A 19,308-nucleotide genomic window follows, 5' to 3' on the forward strand; every position below is an offset into this window, starting at 1 on the left:
TTTCAGCCCTGACTCAGGGAAGCATCAACGAAAAAAAACCGGGCTTCTCGCCCGGTTTTCTATCTTACGACCAGTACCGGACATTTCGCATGCCGCACCACTGCTGCAGCATTTGAGCCTAACAGATACGTTGATATGTCAGGCTTGTGGGATGCGATGATAATCAGGTCAGCGCCGATCGTGTCAGCGAGCTTTAGAATCTGATCTTTAGGGGATCCCGTCACGGCGTGAGTCTGTATCTTGTCTGGAGGAATTTTGAACTGCTTAACAATTTCATCCAGTTTTGCTAAGGCCACATGCTGGAACTCTTTTATCTTCGGCATTTCCACTGAGTATGCCAACCCTAAAGATGAATAGTAGGGTAGCGAGGGAATAACAGTTAGAAAATGGACTTTGGCCGTGTTGAGTGCTGTATGTGCCTGAACGAACGGGATAACCATGTGGGTCAGGCTATCCTCGGAAATGTCAATCGGAACCAAAATAGAGTTGTACATATGTCCCTCCTGAGTGTTTTTTACACAGTTCAGGTTAGGCTGTTAATTTCAGGAAAACAGAGAGCGAGGTGTCATAACGGGTACAAATTTCTGTTCTGTAGTATTTGTGTAGTCAAACTTGCCTGGCATTTCGTCGTGACTATGTACATTCTCGCTTTATGGGCGAGCTGGCGCTCAGCCTTGATCGGCGCATGTCCCTTTTTATGGGCAGCGAGCAGAGTAGCGTAAAATTATGCTAAAACAGAACCGGGTGTAATGCCCGGTTTAGTATTTATACTGCGTGACAGCTGACGGACGCGATAATTTTATTTCCGCCCATATTCCCCATAATCAGATCGAGTAATTTTCGGTATTCCTCACGGGTCATCACCTCAGCCCGAATTTCGGTTTTTCCCTCGGCGTGCGCCGTAGCGGAATAAATCGCTTTCAGACTTAACGTCAACTCTTTGGCCATATTTACGATGCTATTCCGCACTGCATCTTCATGCTCATCATTGCAGGTGATAGTCAGGACATAGCATTTTTCGTCTTCGTGGAGCGCGGGCAGCTGATTGATTCGCTGCGCGGCTTCACGAAGCAATATGTTGGCGCTGAGAATAATTAAGCTTGCCGTGGCGGCATTCCAGAATTGACCTAAGCCGCACAGTACGCCTATTCCGGCCGAGCACCACAGCGTTGCGGCGGTATTCAAACCGCGAATGTTCATGCCTTCACGCATAATGACGCCTGCGCCAAGAAAGCCTATTCCGGAGACGATCTGCGCTGCGATGCGCCCAGGGCTATCAGAAGACGTAGATATGGAACTTAAAATAAACACGGCCGCACCCGTGGCAACCAGTGCATTGGTACGAAGTCCGGCCATGCGCTGGCGCCACTGTCTTTCCGCGCCAATAATTGCGCCCAGCAGCATTGCTGCGAGCAGATGAGAGATATAAGGGAACATCAGCCTGTCGCCTGTTAACGTATTAAATAATAAGCGTCAGCGCTTCACAAAGCGCGCGATAACGCCGTTTAAACGCAAAGCATTTCAGGCGAAGGCGGCGGGAAAAGGGAATGTTTAAACATGACCATCGCGATTACCAACAATTTTAGTCTTTGTAAATGTATCGGGAGGCAATCGTCTGGAAGAGATTGCTGCCCACCGTTAAGGTAAGCAGCGAGAAAATCGCGTTAGCTTACCTTCGTATCGTATATAAAATGGCTGTCCAACGAAGAGCTCCTGTATGAATTTATCGTCAGTATAATCAGACGTATTAATGAGTAAAGCGAAAAAGAAGGGTCCGTGAGGATTTGTTTAAGATCGGGAAAATTGTTTTTCAGCGTTCCTCTGGTCTTCAAAATACCCGGTATACTACGTTTTGTTCTTTTCAGGCGACAATATGCAAAGGCAGGAAGTATGTCCCTTCGTTCGCTGCGGGCGTTATGCCTCACAAGTTTTTTCATTGCCGACGTCCGCGATGGCCTCGGCCCTTTTCTCGGTATTTTCCTCACTGAGCGTCACTGGACCCCCGATGATATCGGCTTTCTGATGACGGCAGGTGGGCTGGCGGGATTACTGGCCACGTTGCCGGCGGGGGTTATCACCGACACCTCCCGGAACAAACGTGCCTTGCTGGCGCTGCTCTGCATGTTGATCACCCTGAGCACGCTGCTGCTCTGGTTTAGCCAGCAGACCAGCGTTGTCGCCGTCTCACAAATGGTCACCGGCATCTGTGCGGCGTTTGTCGGGCCGCTCGTCGCCGGGATTACGCTGGGGCTGACCGGCCAAAGCGGGTTCAGCGCACAGATGGGCAAGAATGAGGCGTTCAATCACGGCGGCAACTTTGTTACCGCGCTGATTGCAGGCGGCATTGCCTGGTACTGGGGCGTCGGCGGGATTTTCCTGCTGATGACCTGTACCACGCTGTTAACGCTCTGTGCGCTACTTGCCATCCGCAACGAGGACATTGATAACGACGCGGCGCGGGGGCTTTCATCCTCAGGAAGCGTGCCTGTCCCCGGCTTCGCGGTGCTGATTAAAAACCGGGCGCTGTTTGTGACCGGGCTGACGCTGCTGCTGTTCCACCTGGCGAACGCCGCGCTGCTGCCGATGCTGAGCATGAGGGTGGCCGCGGCACCCGCCTCGATCAACCCCGGCCTGTACGCGGCGGGCACCGTCATCATCTCTCAGGCGGTGATGATCCCCGTTGCCATCTGGGTCGCCCACCGAATAGACCGCTACGGCTACTGGCGCTTAATTATGCTGGCGCTGCTGGTTATGCCGGTGCGCGCGGCGCTGGCAGCAAGTACGGACGCGCCGTTAATGATGATCCCGGTACAAATTCTCGACGGGCTGGCCGCAGGGATCCTGGGGGTTGTGGTTCCGTCGTTTATCGTGGTGCTGTTGCGCGGGAGCGGGCATGTCAATGCCGGACAGAGCGTGGTGATGCTGATGCAGGGCGTTGGCGCATCCATGAGCCCGGCGTTAACCGGCACGATTGCCGGTCACTACTCCTTTGCGGCGGCGTTCAGCGTGCTGAGCGCGATTGCGCTGGTGGCCGTCCTGCTCTGGTGGTGCTTTGCGCACCGGACCTGGGAAACAGACAGCATGCCGGGTGGGGCATAGCGCCACCCGGGGTCACGTTAAACCAGTTCGTTAGGGCAGGTTTCGCCCTTTTCCAGCTGCTGCAGGTTGCCCAGCGTGGTTTCTGAAATGCTGATCAGCGCTTCGGCAGTCAGAAACGCCTGGTGGCCTGTAAACAGGACGTTATGACAGGCAGACAGGCGGCGGAACACGTCGTCCTGGATCACATCGTTGGACTTATCTTCAAAGAACAGATCGCGCTCGTTCTCATAGACGTCCATCCCCAGCGCGCCAATTTTCTGGGTTTTCAGCGCTTCGATAGCGGCCTGAGAGTCAACCAGACCGCCGCGGCTGGTGTTGATGATCATCACGCCGTCTTTCATCTGGTCAAACGCCGCCTGGTTAAGCAGGTGGTAGTTTTCCGGCGTCAGCGGGCAGTGCAGGGAGATCACGTCTGACTGCGAGAACAGGGTCGCCAGGTCAACGTACTCCACGCCCAGCTCCAGCGCCGCGGCGCTTGGGTACGGATCGAATGCCAGCAGACGCATGCCGAAGCCTTTCAGAATGCGTAGAGCGGCGACGCCGATTTTTCCGGTGCCGATCACGCCCGCGGTTTTGCCGTACATGGTAAAGCCGGTCAGCCCTTCCAGAGAGAAGTTGGCGTCACGGGTGCGCTGATAAGCGCGATGAATACGACGGTTGAGCGACATCATCATGCCAATAGCGTGTTCCGCGACGGCTTCCGGGGAGTATGCAGGAACGCGCACCACTCTCAGACCCAGCTCTTTCGCCGCGTCGAGGTCCACGTTATTAAAGCCCGCGCAGCGCAGGGCGATGTACTTCACCCCCTGTTTTTTCAACTCTTCCAGCACCGGACGACTGCCGTCGTCGTTAACAAAAATGCAGACGCCTTCACAGCCGTGCGCCGTTTTGGCGGTTTTTTCGGACAGCAGAAAGTCGAAAAATTCAAGCTCAAACCCGTAAGCCTCGTTAACATGTTGCAGATACTTTTTGTCGTACTGCTTTGTGCTATATACCGCGAGTTTCATAAGACTTTCTCCAGTGATTTTGCATTCACGTTAGCATGATTAAAATTATCTTACAATTTATAAAATATTATTGAATTCAATAAGTTCTATCAATTATTCTAGAGCATATGTACACCCTAACTCCATGATATTCTTACTACGAGAAATCTTCGGCGCGAATCTGAGCAGGGCATGTAGCGGAAAATGGAGTGGGTAGAGGATGCGAGAAACGCCTGTCTGGATTACGTTAAAGAATGGCAAGAGGGTGTGAAAACTGCAATGCCTCCGGATGCGATGGAAAGATATTAGGAACCGGGTGAGTTTCTGACAAATATGGAGAATGATGCATGTCGCAACAATTGGAGTTGTCCTTATCTCCGCCGATGCTGCCCGCTTTGTACTATTTTGTTGTATCTATTGCGGTTTTATTCTTACTGTTGATGGGGAAACTCAAGGTCAACAGGCTGCGTAAATATCCTCTGCTCATTGCCTATACGCTTTTTGTGATAGCCATTGCTGCCATTCAAATTAACGTTTTTGCCAACGGCTATGAGTTTGTTAGCGGTTTCTTACATATTGATTTTGATCCCTGGCGTTACGACTCGGTGTTTTGGGGGTCGTTGATATTCGCCATGCTTTACCTTCTGGCGATGCCTCGGAACAGGCCCTAGTTTCGCAACTTAACGTTACAACATCTATCCTTAAATCTGGCTTTGGCTTCAACTGACCCGCTAAACATGCGACAATATTCGGCATTGCCGGCTTAATTCTTTCGAAAAATCAGGATATTAACTGCCCATGAAGGGTAAATACAAAGCCGCCATTGCGGTTTTACTGCTGTTAATTTTGGTGCCGCTGACGCTGCTGATGACGCTCGCCCAGTGGGTGCCGACGCTCGCCGGGATCTGGCTTCCCGTCGGAACGCGCATCGCTTTTGAAGAGAGTCCAAAACTTACCCGCCATGCGCTGGTGATCCCCGATCTTCGCTATCTGGTTGAAGACTGCGAAATTGCCCGTATCGATAACGTGACGCTGTCACATCCGAGCCGCTGGAAACTGGATGTCGGCTCGCTGGATCTTAACGCCGTCTGTCTGAGCAAGATTCCTCAGTCAGCCCCGTCCACGGTAGCACCAAAAACGCTGGCCCAGTGGCAGGCGGTGTTACCGAATACCTGGCTCACCATTCACCGTCTGACGCTCTCGCCCTGGCAACAGTGGCAGGGCGAGCTGCATGCGTCGCTGACTCCGTCCATTCAGGAGATCGCCTATAAAGGCGAGCAGGTCAGCATTAAAGGCACGCTTCGCGGCCAGACGCTATCGGTCAGCCAGTTTAATGTTCAGCTCCCGGACCAGCCGCAGCCGATTAAGCTGGTGGGCGAGTTTACCTTGCCGCTGGTACCGGATGGCGTGCCGGTGAAAGGCCACGCGGTGGCGACCTTTAACGTGCCTCAGCTAACGTCTCTGGTCGATGCCGATCTGGACTGGGAAGACAATCAGGGGCAGCTGGTGGTCATGGCGCGAGACAACCCCGAGCCGCTGCTCGATCTGCCGTGGCAGATCACCGCGGAACAGCTGAACATCAGCGACGGGCGCTGGAACTGGGATCTCTCCGGTATGCCAGCGAGCGGCCGGGTTTCCCTTCGCGCCTACAACTGGCAGCAGGGGCTGGAGAAAGCCACCCTGACCGGACGTCTGAATGTGCTTACCCACGGCGACGCGGGGAAAGGCAACGCGGTACTGAATATTGGGCCCGGCAGGCTCAGCATGGAAAACAGCGACATGCCACTGCATCTCAGCGGCGAGGCGAAGCAAAACGATCTCATTCTTTACGCCAGATTGCCGGCAAAACTGACCGGCAGCCTGTATGAACCGCAGCTGGCCTTTGCGCCGGGCGCGCTGCTTCGCTCGCGCGGGCGCATCATTGACTCGCTAGATATCGATGAAATCCGCTGGCCGCTGGCGGGCGTGAAGCTCACGCAGAAGGGTGTCGACGGTCGTCTGCAGGCTATTCTGCGCGCCCATGAAAACGAGATGGGTGATTTTGAACTCCACCTGGACGGCCAGGCCAACGATTTTCTCCCTGACAACGGCCTGTGGCAGTGGCGCTACTGGGGCAAAGGGCATTTTACGCCAATGAATGCCCGCTGGGATGTCGCCGGGAAAGGCGAGTGGCGCGACAACCTCATTGAGCTGACGGCGCTTTCCACCGGTTTTGACAAGCTCCAGTACGGCACGATGGACGTCAGCAAGCCGCGCCTGGCGCTGGAGCAACCGGTGCGCTGGGTCCGCGATCCCGAAAAGCCTACCTTCAGCGGCGCGCTGTCGCTCAATGCCGGGCAAACCCGTTTCTCCGGCGGCAGCGTTTTGCCGCCGTCGGTCCTGACCTTCAGCGTCGACGGCACCGACCCAACCATTTTTCAGTTTAAGGGTAACCTGCATGCGGACGCCATCGGCCCGGTGCAGGTGAACGGTCGTTGGGATGGGGAGCGCCTTCGCGGACAGGCCTGGTGGCCGAAACAGTCGCTCACCGTCTTCCAGCCGCTGGTCCCGCCGGACTGGAAAATGACGCTGCGTGACGGGGAACTTTATGCGCAGGTTGCCTTCTCTGCGGCCCCCGATCAGGGCTTTGAGGCGGGCGGGCACGGCGTGCTGAAATCCGGTAGCGCCTGGATGCCGGATAACCAGATCAACGGCGTCGATTTTGTGCTGCCGTTCCGCTTCAGCGAGGGAACCTGGTCCCTGGGTACCCGCGGCCCGGTCACGTTGCGCATTGGCGAAGTGGAAAACCTGGTGACCGCGCGCAACATAACCGCCGATCTACAGGGGGATTATCCCTGGACGGAGGCCAACCCGCTGCTGCTCACCAACGTCAAGGTGGAAATGCTCGGCGGGAAAATGACCATGCAGCAGCTGCGGATGCCGCAGCACGATCCGGCCCTGCTGCGCGTGGACAATATCTCCTCAAGCGAGCTCATTAGCGCTGTCAACCCGAAGCAGTTTACCCTGTCGGGTCCGGTGAGCGGGGCGCTGCCGTTCTGGCTGGACAATGAAAAATGGATTATTAAAGATGGCTGGCTGACCAACCCTGGGCCAATGACGCTACGCATCGACAAAGATACGGCCGACGCCATCGTGAAAGATAATATGGTGGCGGGCGCGGCGATTAACTGGCTCCGATATATGGAAATTTCGCGTTCGTGGACGAGAATCAATTTAGATAACCTGGGTGAATTAACCATGCAGGCGACCATCAAAGGGACCAGCCGGGTGGACGGCAAAAGCAGCTCCGTCAATCTGAACTATACCCATGACGAGAATGTTTTTACCCTCTGGCGCAGCCTGCGTTTTGGAGACAACCTGCAAACCTGGTTTGAGCAACATGCGGTGATACCTGCTCCCCGCAGTTCGACCGGCAAGGAAAGTGAGGAACAACAATGAAAAAGATGGCTGGTGCGCTTACCGTTGCCGTTGCCGCGCTACTGACCGGCTGTACGCCGCGCATTGAAGTCGCTGCGCCAAAGGAGCCGATTACCATCAACATGAATGTCAAAATCGAACACGAGATCCATATTAAGGTCGATAAAGACGTTGAAACCCTGCTGAAATCGCGCAGCGATCTGTTCTGAGGACGCCATGAAACGAGTAGCTCTGATTTTACTGGCACTGGGGATGAACGTGCAGGCGGCTGCGCTGACCTTAAACGATGCCCGCTCGCAGGGGCGCGTGGGGGAAACCCTGAGCGGTTATCTTGCTCCGATCCAGCAGGATGCCGAAACGCTGGAACTGGTAAATCGCATTAACGCGGCGCGCACGGAGAGCTATCAGAAGCTCGCCGACAGCAACAATTTACCGGTTGATGAAGTGGCGAAAATGGCGGGGCAAAAGCTGGTAGCCCGCGCGCAGCCGGGCGAGTACGTGAAGGGTATTAACGGTAAGTGGCTGAAAAAATAGCTAGCGGTAGCGCTTGCGGTATTCCCCCGGCGAGACGCCAAAACGCTGCTTAAACGCCGTTGAAAAGTGGCTATGGTCGGTGAATCCCCAGCTGAAGCCAATGCCCGCCAGCTTTTCGTCATCGCCGGTTGACTGCAACGCCTGCGCGCAGAGATCCAGACGACGGTTTTTAATGTACTGCGCCACCACCAGCCCCTTTTCGGCAAACATGCGGTACAGGCTGCGCACGGACATTCCGCTCTCGGCGGCAATCCATTCCGGGCGCAGCGATTCAGACTGAATATGGTCGTCAATCAGCGCCACCACGTGCTGGAACTGGCGCTCCTTGCGCGGCTGAATGATTTCGCGCTGCTGGAAAGCGGGGCGCAGCAGGCAGACCATCGCCTCGAGCGCCGCTTCACTCTCCCGGTCACTCAGGTCGGGGTTGCTCATGCTTTCCATCAGCAGGCGATGGCTCAGCTGTACCGTGGGCAACGAGCGGGAAAGGGCGAGCGCGCAGCTTATCTCCTGAAAGCGGCACTGCTGCTCAATAATCTGACGGGGAACCAGCAGCGAAATCTGGCGGGACTTTTCCTGCCAGTTGATCGAGCAGGGGCGAGCGGCGTCAATCAGCGTAATATCGCCGGTTCTGAGCACCGCGCGACGCTCATCCTGCTCAATTTCCGCGCTGCCTTCGAGCTGGAACACGGTATAGAACCAGGCATCGTTACTCTGTGTAATCTCCTGACGGGAGCGGAACAGGTTAACGCCGCCTGCGGTAACGGTACTGAGCTTCAGGCTACGCGCGTAGCTGGTCTCCAGCTCACCGAAGAATTTGCCTTCGGTGGGCTGCGCGTTAAAACGGCCGCAAACCTGGTTAATTTGCGCCAGCCACTGCTGATACTGTTCCTGCTCACTTGCACACGCCATCGTTTCTCTCGCCGCACCGTCAACGTTTTCGCATTGTTGCATTTGTGTTGCATTTTGTCAGAGCTATGAGGCTGACTATAGGAAAGAACACTCACCGGTAACAGCGATATAAGCGACGATTATCGCGAATTGCGGCACCTGTCACAGGTGGCAAAGCGAATGTCACAGAGACAAAAGCGAGAATGCAAAACCGCACGTAGACTGGATGAACACACTGAGAATAACAACGAAGGAGTATCCTATGTCTGAATCACTGGTGGCCATTCTGCCTGCCGTGCAGCAGTTTTTAGACCGACACCACGGCCTGTGGATTGAAGGGCGTCAGGCCGCGTCGGACAGCGAAAAGCGGCTGAACGTCTACAACCCGGCCACGGGCGAGGTGATTGCCTCGACCGCCGATGCCAGCGTCGATGACGTTGACCGGGCCGTCATGTCCGGCTGGCGCGCGTTTGTCGCCCGCTCCTGGGCCGGAAAGTTACCGGCGGAGCGCGAGCGGATCCTGCTTCATTTCGCTGATCTCGTCGAACAGCACGGCGAGGAGCTGGCCCAGCTTGAAACGCTGGAGCAGGGCAAATCGATTAACATCTCCCGGGCCTTTGAAGTCGGCTGCACCCTCAACTGGATGCGCTATACCGCCGGGCTGACCACCAAAATTGCGGGCAAAACCCTCGATCTCTCCATCCCGCTGCCGCAGGGGGCGCGCTATCAGGCGTGGACGCGTAAGGAGCCGGTTGGCGTGGTGGCCGGGATTGTGCCCTGGAACTTCCCGCTGATGATCGGAATGTGGAAAGTGATGCCTGCGCTGGCCGCGGGCTGCTCTATTGTCATCAAGCCGTCGGAAACCACGCCGCTGACACTGCTGCGCGTGGCCGAGCTGGCAAGCGAAGCGGGTATCCCGGACGGGGTCTTCAACGTGGTAACCGGGAGCGGCGCGGTGTGCGGCGCAGCGCTGACCTCGCATCCGCATATTGCAAAGGTGAGCTTTACCGGCTCAACGGCGACGGGTAAGCAAATCGCCCGCGCGGCGGCGGACACGCTAACCGGAGTAACCCTGGAGCTGGGTGGGAAAAACCCGGCCATCGTGCTGAAGGATGCGGATCCGGCGTGGGTGATAGAAGGGTTAATGACCGGCAGCTTCCTGAACCAGGGGCAGGTATGCGCGGCGAGCTCGCGCATCTATATTGAAGCGCCGCTGTTCGACACGCTGGTCAGCGGGTTTGAGCAGGCGGTGAAATCCCTGAGCGTCGGGCCGGGCATGTCGCCGGAGGCCTTTATCAACCCGCTGGTATCACGCGCGCACTGCGATAAGGTGCAGACCTTCCTCGATGAAGCGACGTCGCGCAACGCGGAGCTGATCGTCGGCAACCGGGGCCCGGAGGGCAAAGGCTATTACGTGTCGCCGACGCTGGTGGTGAACCCGGATGCCGCGCTGCGGTTAACCCGAGAAGAGGTGTTTGGTCCGGTGGTCAACCTGGTGCGGGTAACCGACGGAGAAGAGGCGCTCCAGCTGGCAAACGACACCGAATATGGCCTGACCGCCAGCGTCTGGACGCAGAATATCAGCAAGGCGCTGGCGTATACCGACAGGCTGCAGGCGGGCACCGTCTGGGTGAACAGCCATACGCTGATCGACGCTAACCTGCCGTTCGGCGGCATGAAGCAGTCCGGTACAGGACGTGATTTTGGCCCGGACTGGCTGGACGGCTGGTGTGAAACCAAGTCGGTGTGCGTGCGCTACTAGTAAAAGCAAAAGGCAACCGGGAGGTTGCCTTTTTAGTGTTTGTTCCCTCTCCCGTGGGAGAGGGTCAGGGTGAGGGCATCAGGCCGCACCCGGCGTTATTCAAAGCGACCACCGATCCCGCCCGGCCTCCTTCGCCCGGTACAGCGCCGCATCGGCGCGAGCAATGATCTCGGTGCCGGCTAAGCCCTCCACCATGCCCGCAATCCCCATGCTCACGGTGACATGCTCGCTAACGGTCGAAGCGCTGTGCGGTATGGACTCCGCGCGAAGGCCGTCCTGAATGCGTAAGGCCACTTTTTCAGCGATGTTTTCCGGGCAGTTAAACAGGATCACCACGAACTCCTCGCCGCCGTAGCGTGACACAACATCGTCAGGCGTCCGCACCGACTGCTTCAGCACCCGCGCCACGCGCGTCAGACAGTCGTCACCCGCCTGATGCCCGTAGGTGTCGTTGTAGCGCTTGAAATAGTCGATATCCAGCATAATCAGTGAGAATGGTTTCTTCTGCTCAACCGCGTTCTCCAGCACCACTTCCATCCTCCGGCGATTGGCGGTTGTGGTTAACGGATCCTGATGCGCCAGCGCATCCAGTCGTGAGATCAGCAGCTGGTTTTGCTGGTTACGTCGCCAGGCCTCGTCAAACCAGCTCAGCAGGATGAAACGCCCGCAGATCAGGATCAGCGAAAAAACGCTCCAGATGATAACGAAATGAAGATTAAGGCCATCATTAAGTACCCAACTCGCTATCGGCAGGGTGATCCAGAGCGGGAGCACGAAGGCGAGCAGCCCCTCGGGGTAAAAATAGAGCGCCGTTAAGCCGGCGAGCAATAAAATGACGCACAGCGGCCAGACGTGCGGTAGCAGAAGCTGGGTGATAAACCAAAAGCAGGAGACCGACCAGATGGCGCTGCAGATAAACAGCACCACGCTGATGCCGGCGATGCGGCGCCAGGCCATCAGGATCAGCGCAGCCGAGAGGATGATGATGCCGAGCATGGAGGCATCGACCATTTTCGTTAGCGGCGGCGAGTGGGGATAAAGAGGATCGCTGGCCTTAAGCAGGACGTGGCGCAGCAGGATCATCACGGCGAAGCTAACGTTGACGAAGGCCAGCCAGGGCAGGTTCATCGCCAGCCCGTGCATGACCATGGCATGGCGCGTCGGCCAGGTTGCCCGTTCAAGTGTCGGTTTTTTTCTTTTTTCCATAAAATCCTTTCCCGTCCGGGGGATAAATCATTCAGGTGAGATATCAGTAACTATAAGCAAGCCCGGACGATCCTCAAACGCTGGGGCAAAAAAAACCGGGCTATTGCCCGGCAGGTGGTTATTTTTCGTCTTTTTTCTTACCAAGCGTTGGCGTCTCGTCGAAGAAGTTCCACGGTTTAAGCAGGGTGTGCACCCATTCCGTCGGCATGATCGGCCACTCTTCCGCTCGCGCCACGTGGGTTGTACCGGTGGTCATCCAGACTACGTCATCCTGGCCGTTGAGCGACTCGTTATCCTTGCTGTACTGACCGAGGCCCGTGTCGTGGATGGAACGGTTGGGGAATTTCCCTTCCGGGTAGAGCTCATCCGGGTGGTAGCGGGTTACCCAAAGCTGTTTGTCCATAAAGCTCAGGCGATGGTAGATCCACTCGTCCGGGGCAAATTTCGCGCCGGTCGCCACCGGATGGGTACCGCCCGCGTAAGGGATGATCTGGTACGAGACCGGGTTGCCCATGCGGTTCTCCTTGCTGGTGTTGCTCAGCAGGCGGATGGTGCCAGGGTCGAACTTCTGCGCCGCCTGCTGTTCGGTATCAATATCGTACTGATTGACCTGCATGGTGCTGGTGCGCGGGCCGCCGGCGGTATTCGGCTTCACTTCCGGATCCATCGCCACCAGCTTGTTGTTGATGCCGTCCACGTCCATATCAAGCCGGAAGTTATAGATGTGCTGGTGAGTAGTGCCCACGATGTTATGGTCGATCAGCGTGCCGTATCGGGTGTCATCTTTAGCGGTGGCATCGTGCATGGTTTTCGCCTGAACGCCTTTCACCGCCTCGATACCCGTCGCGCCGGCATCAATGCCGATGGTGCCGTTTTCATGGAACACCCAGTCGAAGATGTAATCATAGTTGCCCACTGTGCTGACCCAGCGCACCACCAACTCGCGGCGCTCGGCGCTGACGTTGGGCTTACCCATCTCCTGATGCTTATATTCCGGGCCCGCGTAGCGTTCGAAAATGGCGATCGCGCGCGGGATCTCCATCGGCGTACCGGTGTAGTCCGGGATGGTTTCATTGAGCATCACGGCGTTGGACGGCACGTCCTTACCGCGCACCAGCGGCGAGGTCAGGGTGCCCATGCCGTAGTCACCGGAGTCGAGATAGGCTTTAAAGTACCAGCCCACGTCCGGATCGCCGTAAGGGACGATCATGCCGCCGAGCGATCCCTGATACATTACCTGACGCTTTTTGCCGTTGTCGTTATACGTGACGGTTGAAATCATCGGGCCGACGCGGGAGTCGAGGCTCAGGTGGAAATCCCAGTTCTGCCAGTGCACCATATCGCCGGTGATGGTGTAGTTCTTGCCTTCCGGCTCAATGATGTGGAGCGGTTTTTTCGGCGTCTCGACACGGTCGCGGCCGTCATAGGGGCGCGGAGTCATCGGAACCGGCACAACGGCGCCTTCTTCAATTTTCTGGATCTTTTTCTGCTCAAGATCGACCACTGCCACGAGGTTCTCAATCGGGTGCGCCCAATAGTTGCCGTCGCCGACGTCCAGATAGCTCACCACCTTCAGCAGGCGGTCTTCCTGCTTCAGGCCGTCTTTTCCGTCGAAATAGCCGACGGTCAGCGGCGTGGTAATCACTTTTTTCGGGTCGGTGATGCCGTGTTTTTTAAGCACCTCGGCGAACTCTGTACTTTCGTTGATGATCTGCTGAACCGCGGTGAAATCATCCAGCAGCACCATGCCGTGCGCGTCTTTCACCGGTTCCCAATGCAGGATTTTTTTATCCTTCAGATCCACCACGCTTTCGATGACGTGCTTGCCGTCGAGCATGACGATTTTCGCCTGGCGAGGGGCATCCACTGCCGTACCGTTGAGGACAAAGTCCCACACTTTGGCCTTCTCTGGTTCCGCAAGGGCAATCTGGGTAAAGCGGGTATTCGGTTTAAAATCCGCAGAGGCTTTAACAATCTCGACGGCCTGCTTAATTTCGTCCGCCGTCAGCGCGTTTAGCGGGTGAGGGCGTTTTTCAACCTGGAAGGTCTGGTCAAGACCAGACTGGAAAACATCGTTGATGAAGGTCTCTGAGATAAAGGCTTTTTGGCCCTTCATCACTACCGGCACCTCAAGCTTGAGGGGTTGACCGTTAACGATGGCCGTCTTAGCGCCTGGTTTGACCTTCACAAAGGCGCCGTCCTTCGCAATGGTGAACATCTGTGCGTAATCATCCCACTGCACGTCCGCGCCAAAGTCCTGCAGGGTTTTGTCCATCGGGACCATATGCGCCTCGCTGCCGTGGGCGAAAACAGGGGATTGCCAGGCGCAACACAGCGCAACGGCCATGGCCAGCGCCGTTCTACGGGCAGAAAAAGAAGAAATGCTTCCCATCGTAGACCTCATCTTGTTGTGTTTATTGTGTTGTGACAGCCTTATCCTGACAGGCGCCTGAGAAAAGCGTTTGCCTGCATCTGCCAGGTTATTTGTTGGTCTTGCCAGGTTAAAAAAAGAGCGGGGGGTAAATCACAGGGTCGTGCAGAACATTCCCCTCTCCCCTTCGGGGAGAGGGTCAGGGTGAGGGGCGACGTTACCTGAAATCACCCTGCTGGCGCGCCACCAGCGTCAGAATGGAATAGAGCGCCACGGCTTGCTGGTGCTGGTTGAAGATCTCAACCGCCCATTCCACCACGCCGGTCGGTCTTTCCTCGGCGGTACGCTGTTTCTTAAGCGTTTTGCGTTTGCAGGTCAAACGCACCTGGATGGTATCGCCCGGCTTGACCGGCTCGATAAAGCGCAGGTTTTCCATGCCGTAGTTGGCAATCACCGGCCCGACGCCCGCATCAACGAACAGTCCCGCCGCGGCGGAGATCAGGAAGTAGCCGTGCACCACGCGCTCGCCAAAGATCGACTCTGCCGCGCCGATCTTGTCCATATGGGCATAGAAGTGGTCGCCGCTCAGGCAGGCAAAGTTCACAATGTCCGCTTCCGTGAGGGTGCGGCGCGGCGTCAGCAGGCTGTCGCCCGGCTGCAGCTCCTCGAAGTATTTGCGGAACGGATGTACGCGATCCTCCTGCACCGCTGCGCCGCGTACCCACTGTTTGCCAATCGCGGCCAGCATCGACGGGCTGCCCTGAATCGCGGTGCGCTGCAGGTAGTGCTTCACCGCGCGCAGGCCGCCCAGCTCTTCGCCGCCGCCCGCGCGGCCCGGACCGCCGTGCACCAGCTGAGGCAGCGGGGAGCCGTGGCCGGTGGACTCTTTTGATGATTCCTCGTTAAGGATCTGAATACGCCCGTGGGCGCGCGCCGCACCGGCAATAAACTGGCGGGCAATCGCCGCATTTGCGGTTACCAGCGTGCCCGCCAGGCTGCCGCCGCCCGCGCGGGCAAGCTGCATCGCGTGGTCTGCGCTGCGATACGGCATCAGCGTGGCGACCGGGCCGAAGGCTTCGGTATCGTGCACGGCGGGCGTTTCGTCCGGCTGCGCACAGAACAGCAGGGTCGGCGGGAAGAACGCCCCCGCGGCCTGCAGGTCCGCTTTGCCGCCCAGACGGATCTGGCAGCCTGCGGCGACCAGCCGATCCACTTTCTCCTGCACGTCCGCGCGCTGCTCGGCGTTGACCAGCGCCCCCATCTTCACCCCTTCCTGCGCCGGGTCGCCCACCACCACCTTTTCCAGGCGGGCAATCAGCGCCTGACTCACGGTGTCAATCTGGTTTTGCGGAACGATAATGCGGCGAATGGCCGTGCATTTTTGCCCGGCCTTAGCGGTCATCTCGCGGGCCACTTCGCGGATGAACAGCGCAAACTCCGGCTGCTCCGGCGTGACGTCTTCCCCCAGCACGCAGCAGTTCAGGGAGTCGGCTTCCATGGTGAACGGTATCGAATTCGCCACAATATTCGGGTGCACGCGCAGGCTTTGCCCGGTGCTGGCAGAGCCGGTAAAAGTGACCACGTCCTGGCCGTCGAGCTGGTCGAGCAGATCGCCCGCGCTGCCGCAGATCAGGCTGATGGCACCGTCCGGCACCAGCCCGCTGTCGACGATGGATTTCACCATCGCCTGCGTCACCTGCGCGGTAGCGGTAGCGGGTTTAATAATGGCGGGCATCCCGGCAAGCCAGGTCGGCGCCAGCTTTTCCAGCATTCCCCAGCAGGGGAAGTTAAAGGCGTTGATATGCACCGCCACGCCGGATTTGGAGGTCAGGACGTGGCGCGCCGCAAAGCCGCCTTCTTTCGACAGGGGGATTAACTCATCTTCCGGCCACAGCGTGTCGTCCGGCAGCTCGCGGCTGCCCAGGCTTGCATAGGTGAAGAGGGTGCCGATCCCGCCTTCAATATCTACCCAGCTGTCCGCCTTCGTTGCCCCGGTCTGGGCTGACAGGGCATAAAACGTCTCTTTCTCGCTGAGCAGGTGCTTTGCCACCGCCTTCAGCATGGCGGCACGTTCGATAAAGGTCATGGCGCGTAATGCCTCGCCCCCCTGCTCAATGGCATAGCGACGGGCGGCCGCCATGTCCAGCCCTTCGCTGGTCACTTCCCAGAGTGCTTCGCCGCTGATGGCGTGATGTATCGCGCGTTCGCGGCCCCGGCCAGACTGCCAGGTACCGGACACGAAGCTGGCTAACTGCTGCATCGCTTATCTCCAAGTGTTTCGTTATTTCACTATTAATAGTTTGATCGCGAATCATAAAAATCAAGCTGTGTTTTTAATGAATTGTTAACGTTGTGATCTGGCTGGACGAATCGCATCGCGTAAAGGCGCTTTCTGCAAGGCCTGTAGTAAAAGCCTTGCGAGCAGCATCACAAAACCGGGAAACAATTCTTGGGGTTATATTTAACCTTTGTGTAACTTTTAAAAACAAAGTGATTCAACATTTCGCTTTAATTTGCAAACTAACGAATCATAAAGGTGAAGACGTGACGCAAGAACAACGGTTTGAGCAGCGCATAGCGCAGGAGACGGCGATTGAGCCTCAGGACTGGATGCCGGAAGCCTACCGTAAAACGCTGATCCGCCAGATTGGTCAGCACGCGCACTCCGAAATTGTCGGCATGTTGCCGGAAGGAAACTGGATCGCCCGCGCGCCGACGCTGCGCCGTAAAGCCATTCTGCTGGCGAAGGTGCAGGACGAAGCCGGACACGGGCTCTACCTCTACAGCGCGGCGGAAACGCTGGGCTGCGCGCGGGAAGACATCTACCAGAAGATGCTCGACGGCAGGATGAAATACTCCTCCATTTTCAACTATCCGACCCTGAGCTGGGCCGATATCGGCGTGATCGGCTGGCTGGTGGACGGCGCCGCCATCGTCAACCAGGTGGCGCTGTGCCGGACCTCCTACGGTCCGTATGCCAGGGCGATGGTGAAAATCTGTAAAGAAGAGAGCTTCCACCAGCGTCAGGGCTTTGAAGCCTGCATGGCGCTGGCGCAGGGCAGTGAGGCCCAGCGCCAGATGCTGCAGGACGCCATCAACCGCTTCTGGTGGCCAGCGCTGATGATGTTCGGGCCGAACGATGACAACTCGCCGAACAGCGCCCGCAGCCTGGCCTGGAAAATCAAACGCTTCGGCAATGACGAGCTGCGCCAGCGCTTTGTTGACAACACGGTGCCGCAGGTGGAGATGCTGGGCATGACGGTGCCGGATCCCGACCTGCGCTTTGACGAAGAAAGCGGCCACTACCGCTTCGGCGAGATCGACTGGCAGGAGTTTGACGAGGTCATTAACGGGCGCGGCATCTGCAACCACGAGCGCCTGGCCGCGAAACGTAAAGCCTGGGAAGAGGGGGCGTGGGTGCGCGAAGCCGCACTGGCGCACGCGGAAAAACAGCGCGCCCGTCAGGCCGCATAAGAGGAAGTAACAATGAGCAATGTCTACTGGCCGCTGTACGAAGTGTTCGTACGCAGCAAACAAGGGTTATCCCACCGTCACGTGGGCAGCCTGCATGCCGCCGACGATCGCATGGCGCTGGAAAATGCGCGTGATGCCTACACTCGCCGCAGCGAAGGGTGCTCTATCTGGGTAGTAAAGGCGAGCGAGATTGTCGCCTCCCAGCCGGAAGAGAGCGGTGAGTTCTTCGACCCGGCAGAAAGCAAGGTTTACCGCCATCCGACGTTCTACACCATCCCCGACGGCATCGAGCATATGTGAGGCAAAGAATGAATTCAGTGACTGCCTATGCCCTGCGTCTGGGCGACAACGGTCTGGTGCTCTCCCAGCGTCTCGGCGCCTGGTGCGGCCACGCGCCGGAGCTGGAAATTGATCTCGCGCTCGCCAATATCGGTCTCGACCTACTGGGCCAGGCGCGCAATTTCCTGACCTATGCCGCGGAGCGGGAAGGTCAGGGCGATGAAGACACGCTGGCGTTTGGCCGCGACGAGCGTCAGTTCCGTAACGTCCTGCTGGTGGAGCAGCCGAACGGCAACTTCGCCGACACCATTGCCCGCCAGTACCTGATGGATGCCTGGAATGTGGCGCTGTACGAGCGGCTGACCCAAAGCAGCGATAGCCAGCTTGCCGCCATTGCCGCCAAAGCGATTAAAGAGGCGCGCTACCACCTGCGCTTCAGCCGCGGCTGGCTGGTGCGTCTGGGCGACGGGACCGAAACATCCGCGCAAAAAATGCAGCAGGCTATCGACAATCTGTGGCGTTTTACGGCGGAGCTGTTTGAAGCCGATGACGTCGAGCTGGCGCTGATTGACGCCGGCGTGGCGGTTGACCCGCGCGTCCTGCGCCAGCCGTGGGAAAGCGAAGTCTTTGCCGGTCTGAATGAAGCCTGCCTGCAGGTGCCCGCAGAGGTGGCATACCGCACCGGGGGCAAGAGGGGGCTGCATACCGAACATCTGGGCCCGATGCTGGCGGAGATGCAGTATCTCCAGCGCGCGTATCCCGGTCAGCAGTGGTAAAGGAGAACGCCATGCAACGCCTCGTCGACATCGCGCCCGCGCAAATTCCGCAGATCTGGTCGCTGTTAAGCCAGATCCCCGATCCGGAAGTGCCGGTATTAACCATCACCGATTTAGGCATGGTGCGCAGCGTGAAGGCGCAAGGGGAAGGCTGGGTCATTGGCTTCACGCCAACCTACTCAGGCTGTCCGGCAACGGAACACCTGCTGGGGGCGATCCGCGACGCGATGACCGCGCACGGCTTTACCCCTGTACACATTGTGCTCCAGCTTGAACCCGCCTGGACCACCGACTGGATGACCGCCGACGCGCGCGAGCGCCTGCGGGCGTACGGCATTAGCCCGCCCGTGGGGCATAGCTGTCACGCGCACGCGCCTTTGGAGGTGAGCTGCCCGCGCTGCGCCAGCACTGACACCTCGCTTATCAGTGAATTTGGCTCGACGGCCTGCAAAGCGCTCTACCGCTGCAACACCTGCCGCGAGCCCTTCGACTATTTCAAATGTATTTGAGGCTGCC

Annotated in this window: 17 protein-coding genes; 10 read left to right on the plus strand and 7 right to left on the minus strand. The window is 57.7% G+C overall.

Annotated elements, in window-relative coordinates; all coding sequences use genetic code 11:
• Positions 1-59: 59 nt before the first annotated feature.
• Both uspF and AC4ICF_RS10845 read right to left on the minus strand, forming a co-directional pair.
• A complete protein-coding gene (gene uspF / locus AC4ICF_RS10840; protein WP_316379041.1) occupies positions 60-494 on the minus strand; it encodes a universal stress protein UspF in 435 nt (144 codons plus the stop codon).
• A gap of 271 nt (positions 495-765) precedes the next feature.
• Positions 766-1,437, minus strand: a complete 672-nt coding sequence (locus AC4ICF_RS10845; protein ID WP_116340180.1) for an MgtC family protein — start codon at positions 1,435-1,437, stop codon at positions 766-768.
• A gap of 453 nt (positions 1,438-1,890) precedes the next feature.
• On the opposite strand from AC4ICF_RS10845, the gene AC4ICF_RS10850 reads away from it, so the two are divergent.
• Positions 1,891-3,099: an MFS transporter gene (locus AC4ICF_RS10850; protein ID WP_316379043.1), complete on the plus strand. Its 1,209-nt coding sequence runs from the start codon at positions 1,891-1,893 to the stop codon at positions 3,097-3,099.
• A 17-nt stretch (positions 3,100-3,116) separates the two neighbouring features.
• Here the strand turns inward: AC4ICF_RS10850 and AC4ICF_RS10855 are convergent, their stop codons facing one another.
• The gene (locus AC4ICF_RS10855; RefSeq protein ID WP_116340177.1) at positions 3,117-4,106 is read right to left on the minus strand and encodes a 2-hydroxyacid dehydrogenase; all 990 of its coding nucleotides are present in this window, start codon (positions 4,104-4,106) and stop codon (positions 3,117-3,119) included.
• 326 nt (positions 4,107-4,432) lie between these two features.
• On the opposite strand from AC4ICF_RS10855, the gene AC4ICF_RS10860 reads away from it, so the two are divergent.
• From AC4ICF_RS10860 to AC4ICF_RS10875, 4 genes are all read left to right on the plus strand, one after another.
• Positions 4,433-4,756: a hypothetical protein gene (locus AC4ICF_RS10860; protein WP_316379045.1), complete on the plus strand. Its 324-nt coding sequence runs from the start codon at positions 4,433-4,435 to the stop codon at positions 4,754-4,756.
• A gap of 127 nt (positions 4,757-4,883) precedes the next feature.
• Entirely contained in the window at positions 4,884-7,523 is a 2,640-nt protein-coding gene (locus AC4ICF_RS10865) for a YdbH family protein (protein WP_316379046.1), read from the plus strand.
• A complete protein-coding gene (locus tag AC4ICF_RS10870; protein WP_045354815.1) occupies positions 7,520-7,711 on the plus strand; it encodes a YnbE family lipoprotein in 192 nt (63 codons plus the stop codon). Before AC4ICF_RS10865 ends, AC4ICF_RS10870 begins: the two co-directional genes overlap by 4 nt.
• Positions 7,712-7,718: 7 nt before the next feature.
• Positions 7,719-8,036 (plus strand): YdbL family probable chaperone protein, encoded by a 318-nt coding sequence (locus AC4ICF_RS10875; protein ID WP_316379047.1) that lies wholly within the window; start codon positions 7,719-7,721, stop codon positions 8,034-8,036.
• On the opposite strand, the gene feaR is transcribed toward AC4ICF_RS10875, so the two are convergent.
• Complete coding sequence (gene feaR / locus AC4ICF_RS10880) at positions 8,037-8,945, minus strand: transcriptional regulator FeaR (RefSeq protein ID WP_116341135.1); 909 nt, start codon at positions 8,943-8,945, stop codon at positions 8,037-8,039.
• Positions 8,946-9,186: 241 nt separating this feature from the next.
• Between feaR and AC4ICF_RS10885 the strand changes: the two genes are divergently transcribed.
• Positions 9,187-10,686, plus strand: a complete 1,500-nt coding sequence (locus tag AC4ICF_RS10885) for an aldehyde dehydrogenase family protein (RefSeq protein ID WP_316379048.1) — start codon at positions 9,187-9,189, stop codon at positions 10,684-10,686.
• 99 nt (positions 10,687-10,785) lie between these two features.
• Here the strand turns inward: AC4ICF_RS10885 and AC4ICF_RS10890 are convergent, their stop codons facing one another.
• The 3 genes from AC4ICF_RS10890 to paaZ all read right to left on the minus strand — a co-directional run bounded on the left by AC4ICF_RS10890 (position 10,786) and on the right by paaZ (position 16,523).
• Positions 10,786-11,892: a GGDEF domain-containing protein gene (locus tag AC4ICF_RS10890; RefSeq protein WP_320719613.1), complete on the minus strand. Its 1,107-nt coding sequence runs from the start codon at positions 11,890-11,892 to the stop codon at positions 10,786-10,788.
• Between the two features lie 118 nt (positions 11,893-12,010).
• Positions 12,011-14,284: a primary-amine oxidase gene (tynA, locus tag AC4ICF_RS10895; protein WP_316379050.1), complete on the minus strand. Its 2,274-nt coding sequence runs from the start codon at positions 14,282-14,284 to the stop codon at positions 12,011-12,013.
• Positions 14,285-14,480: 196 nt separating this feature from the next.
• Entirely contained in the window at positions 14,481-16,523 is a 2,043-nt protein-coding gene (gene paaZ / locus AC4ICF_RS10900) for a phenylacetic acid degradation bifunctional protein PaaZ (protein ID WP_316379051.1), read from the minus strand.
• 284 nt (positions 16,524-16,807) lie between these two features.
• Between paaZ and paaA the strand changes: the two genes are divergently transcribed.
• The 4 genes from paaA to paaD are packed head-to-tail and all read left to right on the plus strand — an operon-like array spanning position 16,808 to position 19,301.
• Entirely contained in the window at positions 16,808-17,737 is a 930-nt protein-coding gene (paaA, locus tag AC4ICF_RS10905) for a 1,2-phenylacetyl-CoA epoxidase subunit PaaA (protein ID WP_316379053.1), read from the plus strand.
• 12 nt (positions 17,738-17,749) lie between these two features.
• On the plus strand, positions 17,750-18,037 hold the full coding sequence (gene paaB, locus AC4ICF_RS10910) for a 1,2-phenylacetyl-CoA epoxidase subunit PaaB (RefSeq protein ID WP_003857353.1): 288 nt from the start codon (positions 17,750-17,752) through the stop codon (positions 18,035-18,037).
• A gap of 8 nt (positions 18,038-18,045) precedes the next feature.
• Positions 18,046-18,792, plus strand: coding sequence for a 1,2-phenylacetyl-CoA epoxidase subunit PaaC (paaC, locus tag AC4ICF_RS10915; protein WP_316379054.1), 747 nt, complete (start codon positions 18,046-18,048; stop codon positions 18,790-18,792).
• Between the two features lie 11 nt (positions 18,793-18,803).
• Entirely contained in the window at positions 18,804-19,301 is a 498-nt protein-coding gene (gene paaD / locus AC4ICF_RS10920; protein WP_166711004.1) for a 1,2-phenylacetyl-CoA epoxidase subunit PaaD, read from the plus strand.
• The last annotated feature ends 7 nt before the right edge of the window (positions 19,302-19,308 follow it).

This window comes from Enterobacter sp. ECC_219_Taxon_10, assembly GCF_058354905.1.

Coding starts and splice junctions, on each gene's coding strand:
- uspF (WP_316379041.1), bottom strand. CDS start 494: ATGTACAACTCTATTTTGGTTCCGATTGACATTTCCGAGGATAGCCTG.
- AC4ICF_RS10845 (WP_116340180.1), bottom strand. CDS start 1,437: ATGTTCCCTTATATCTCTCATCTGCTCGCAGCAATGCTGCTGGGCGCA.
- AC4ICF_RS10850 (WP_316379043.1), top strand. CDS start 1,891: ATGTCCCTTCGTTCGCTGCGGGCGTTATGCCTCACAAGTTTTTTCATT.
- AC4ICF_RS10855 (WP_116340177.1), bottom strand. CDS start 4,106: ATGAAACTCGCGGTATATAGCACAAAGCAGTACGACAAAAAGTATCTG.
- AC4ICF_RS10860 (WP_316379045.1), top strand. CDS start 4,433: ATGTCGCAACAATTGGAGTTGTCCTTATCTCCGCCGATGCTGCCCGCT.
- AC4ICF_RS10865 (WP_316379046.1), top strand. CDS start 4,884: ATGAAGGGTAAATACAAAGCCGCCATTGCGGTTTTACTGCTGTTAATT.
- AC4ICF_RS10870 (WP_045354815.1), top strand. CDS start 7,520: ATGAAAAAGATGGCTGGTGCGCTTACCGTTGCCGTTGCCGCGCTACTG.
- AC4ICF_RS10875 (WP_316379047.1), top strand. CDS start 7,719: ATGAAACGAGTAGCTCTGATTTTACTGGCACTGGGGATGAACGTGCAG.
- feaR (WP_116341135.1), bottom strand. CDS start 8,945: ATGGCGTGTGCAAGTGAGCAGGAACAGTATCAGCAGTGGCTGGCGCAA.
- AC4ICF_RS10885 (WP_316379048.1), top strand. CDS start 9,187: ATGTCTGAATCACTGGTGGCCATTCTGCCTGCCGTGCAGCAGTTTTTA.
- AC4ICF_RS10890 (WP_320719613.1), bottom strand. CDS start 11,892: ATGGAAAAAAGAAAAAAACCGACACTTGAACGGGCAACCTGGCCGACG.
- tynA (WP_316379050.1), bottom strand. CDS start 14,284: ATGGGAAGCATTTCTTCTTTTTCTGCCCGTAGAACGGCGCTGGCCATG.
- paaZ (WP_316379051.1), bottom strand. CDS start 16,523: ATGCAGCAGTTAGCCAGCTTCGTGTCCGGTACCTGGCAGTCTGGCCGG.
- paaB (WP_003857353.1), top strand. CDS start 17,750: ATGAGCAATGTCTACTGGCCGCTGTACGAAGTGTTCGTACGCAGCAAA.
- paaC (WP_316379054.1), top strand. CDS start 18,046: ATGAATTCAGTGACTGCCTATGCCCTGCGTCTGGGCGACAACGGTCTG.
- paaD (WP_166711004.1), top strand. CDS start 18,804: ATGCAACGCCTCGTCGACATCGCGCCCGCGCAAATTCCGCAGATCTGG.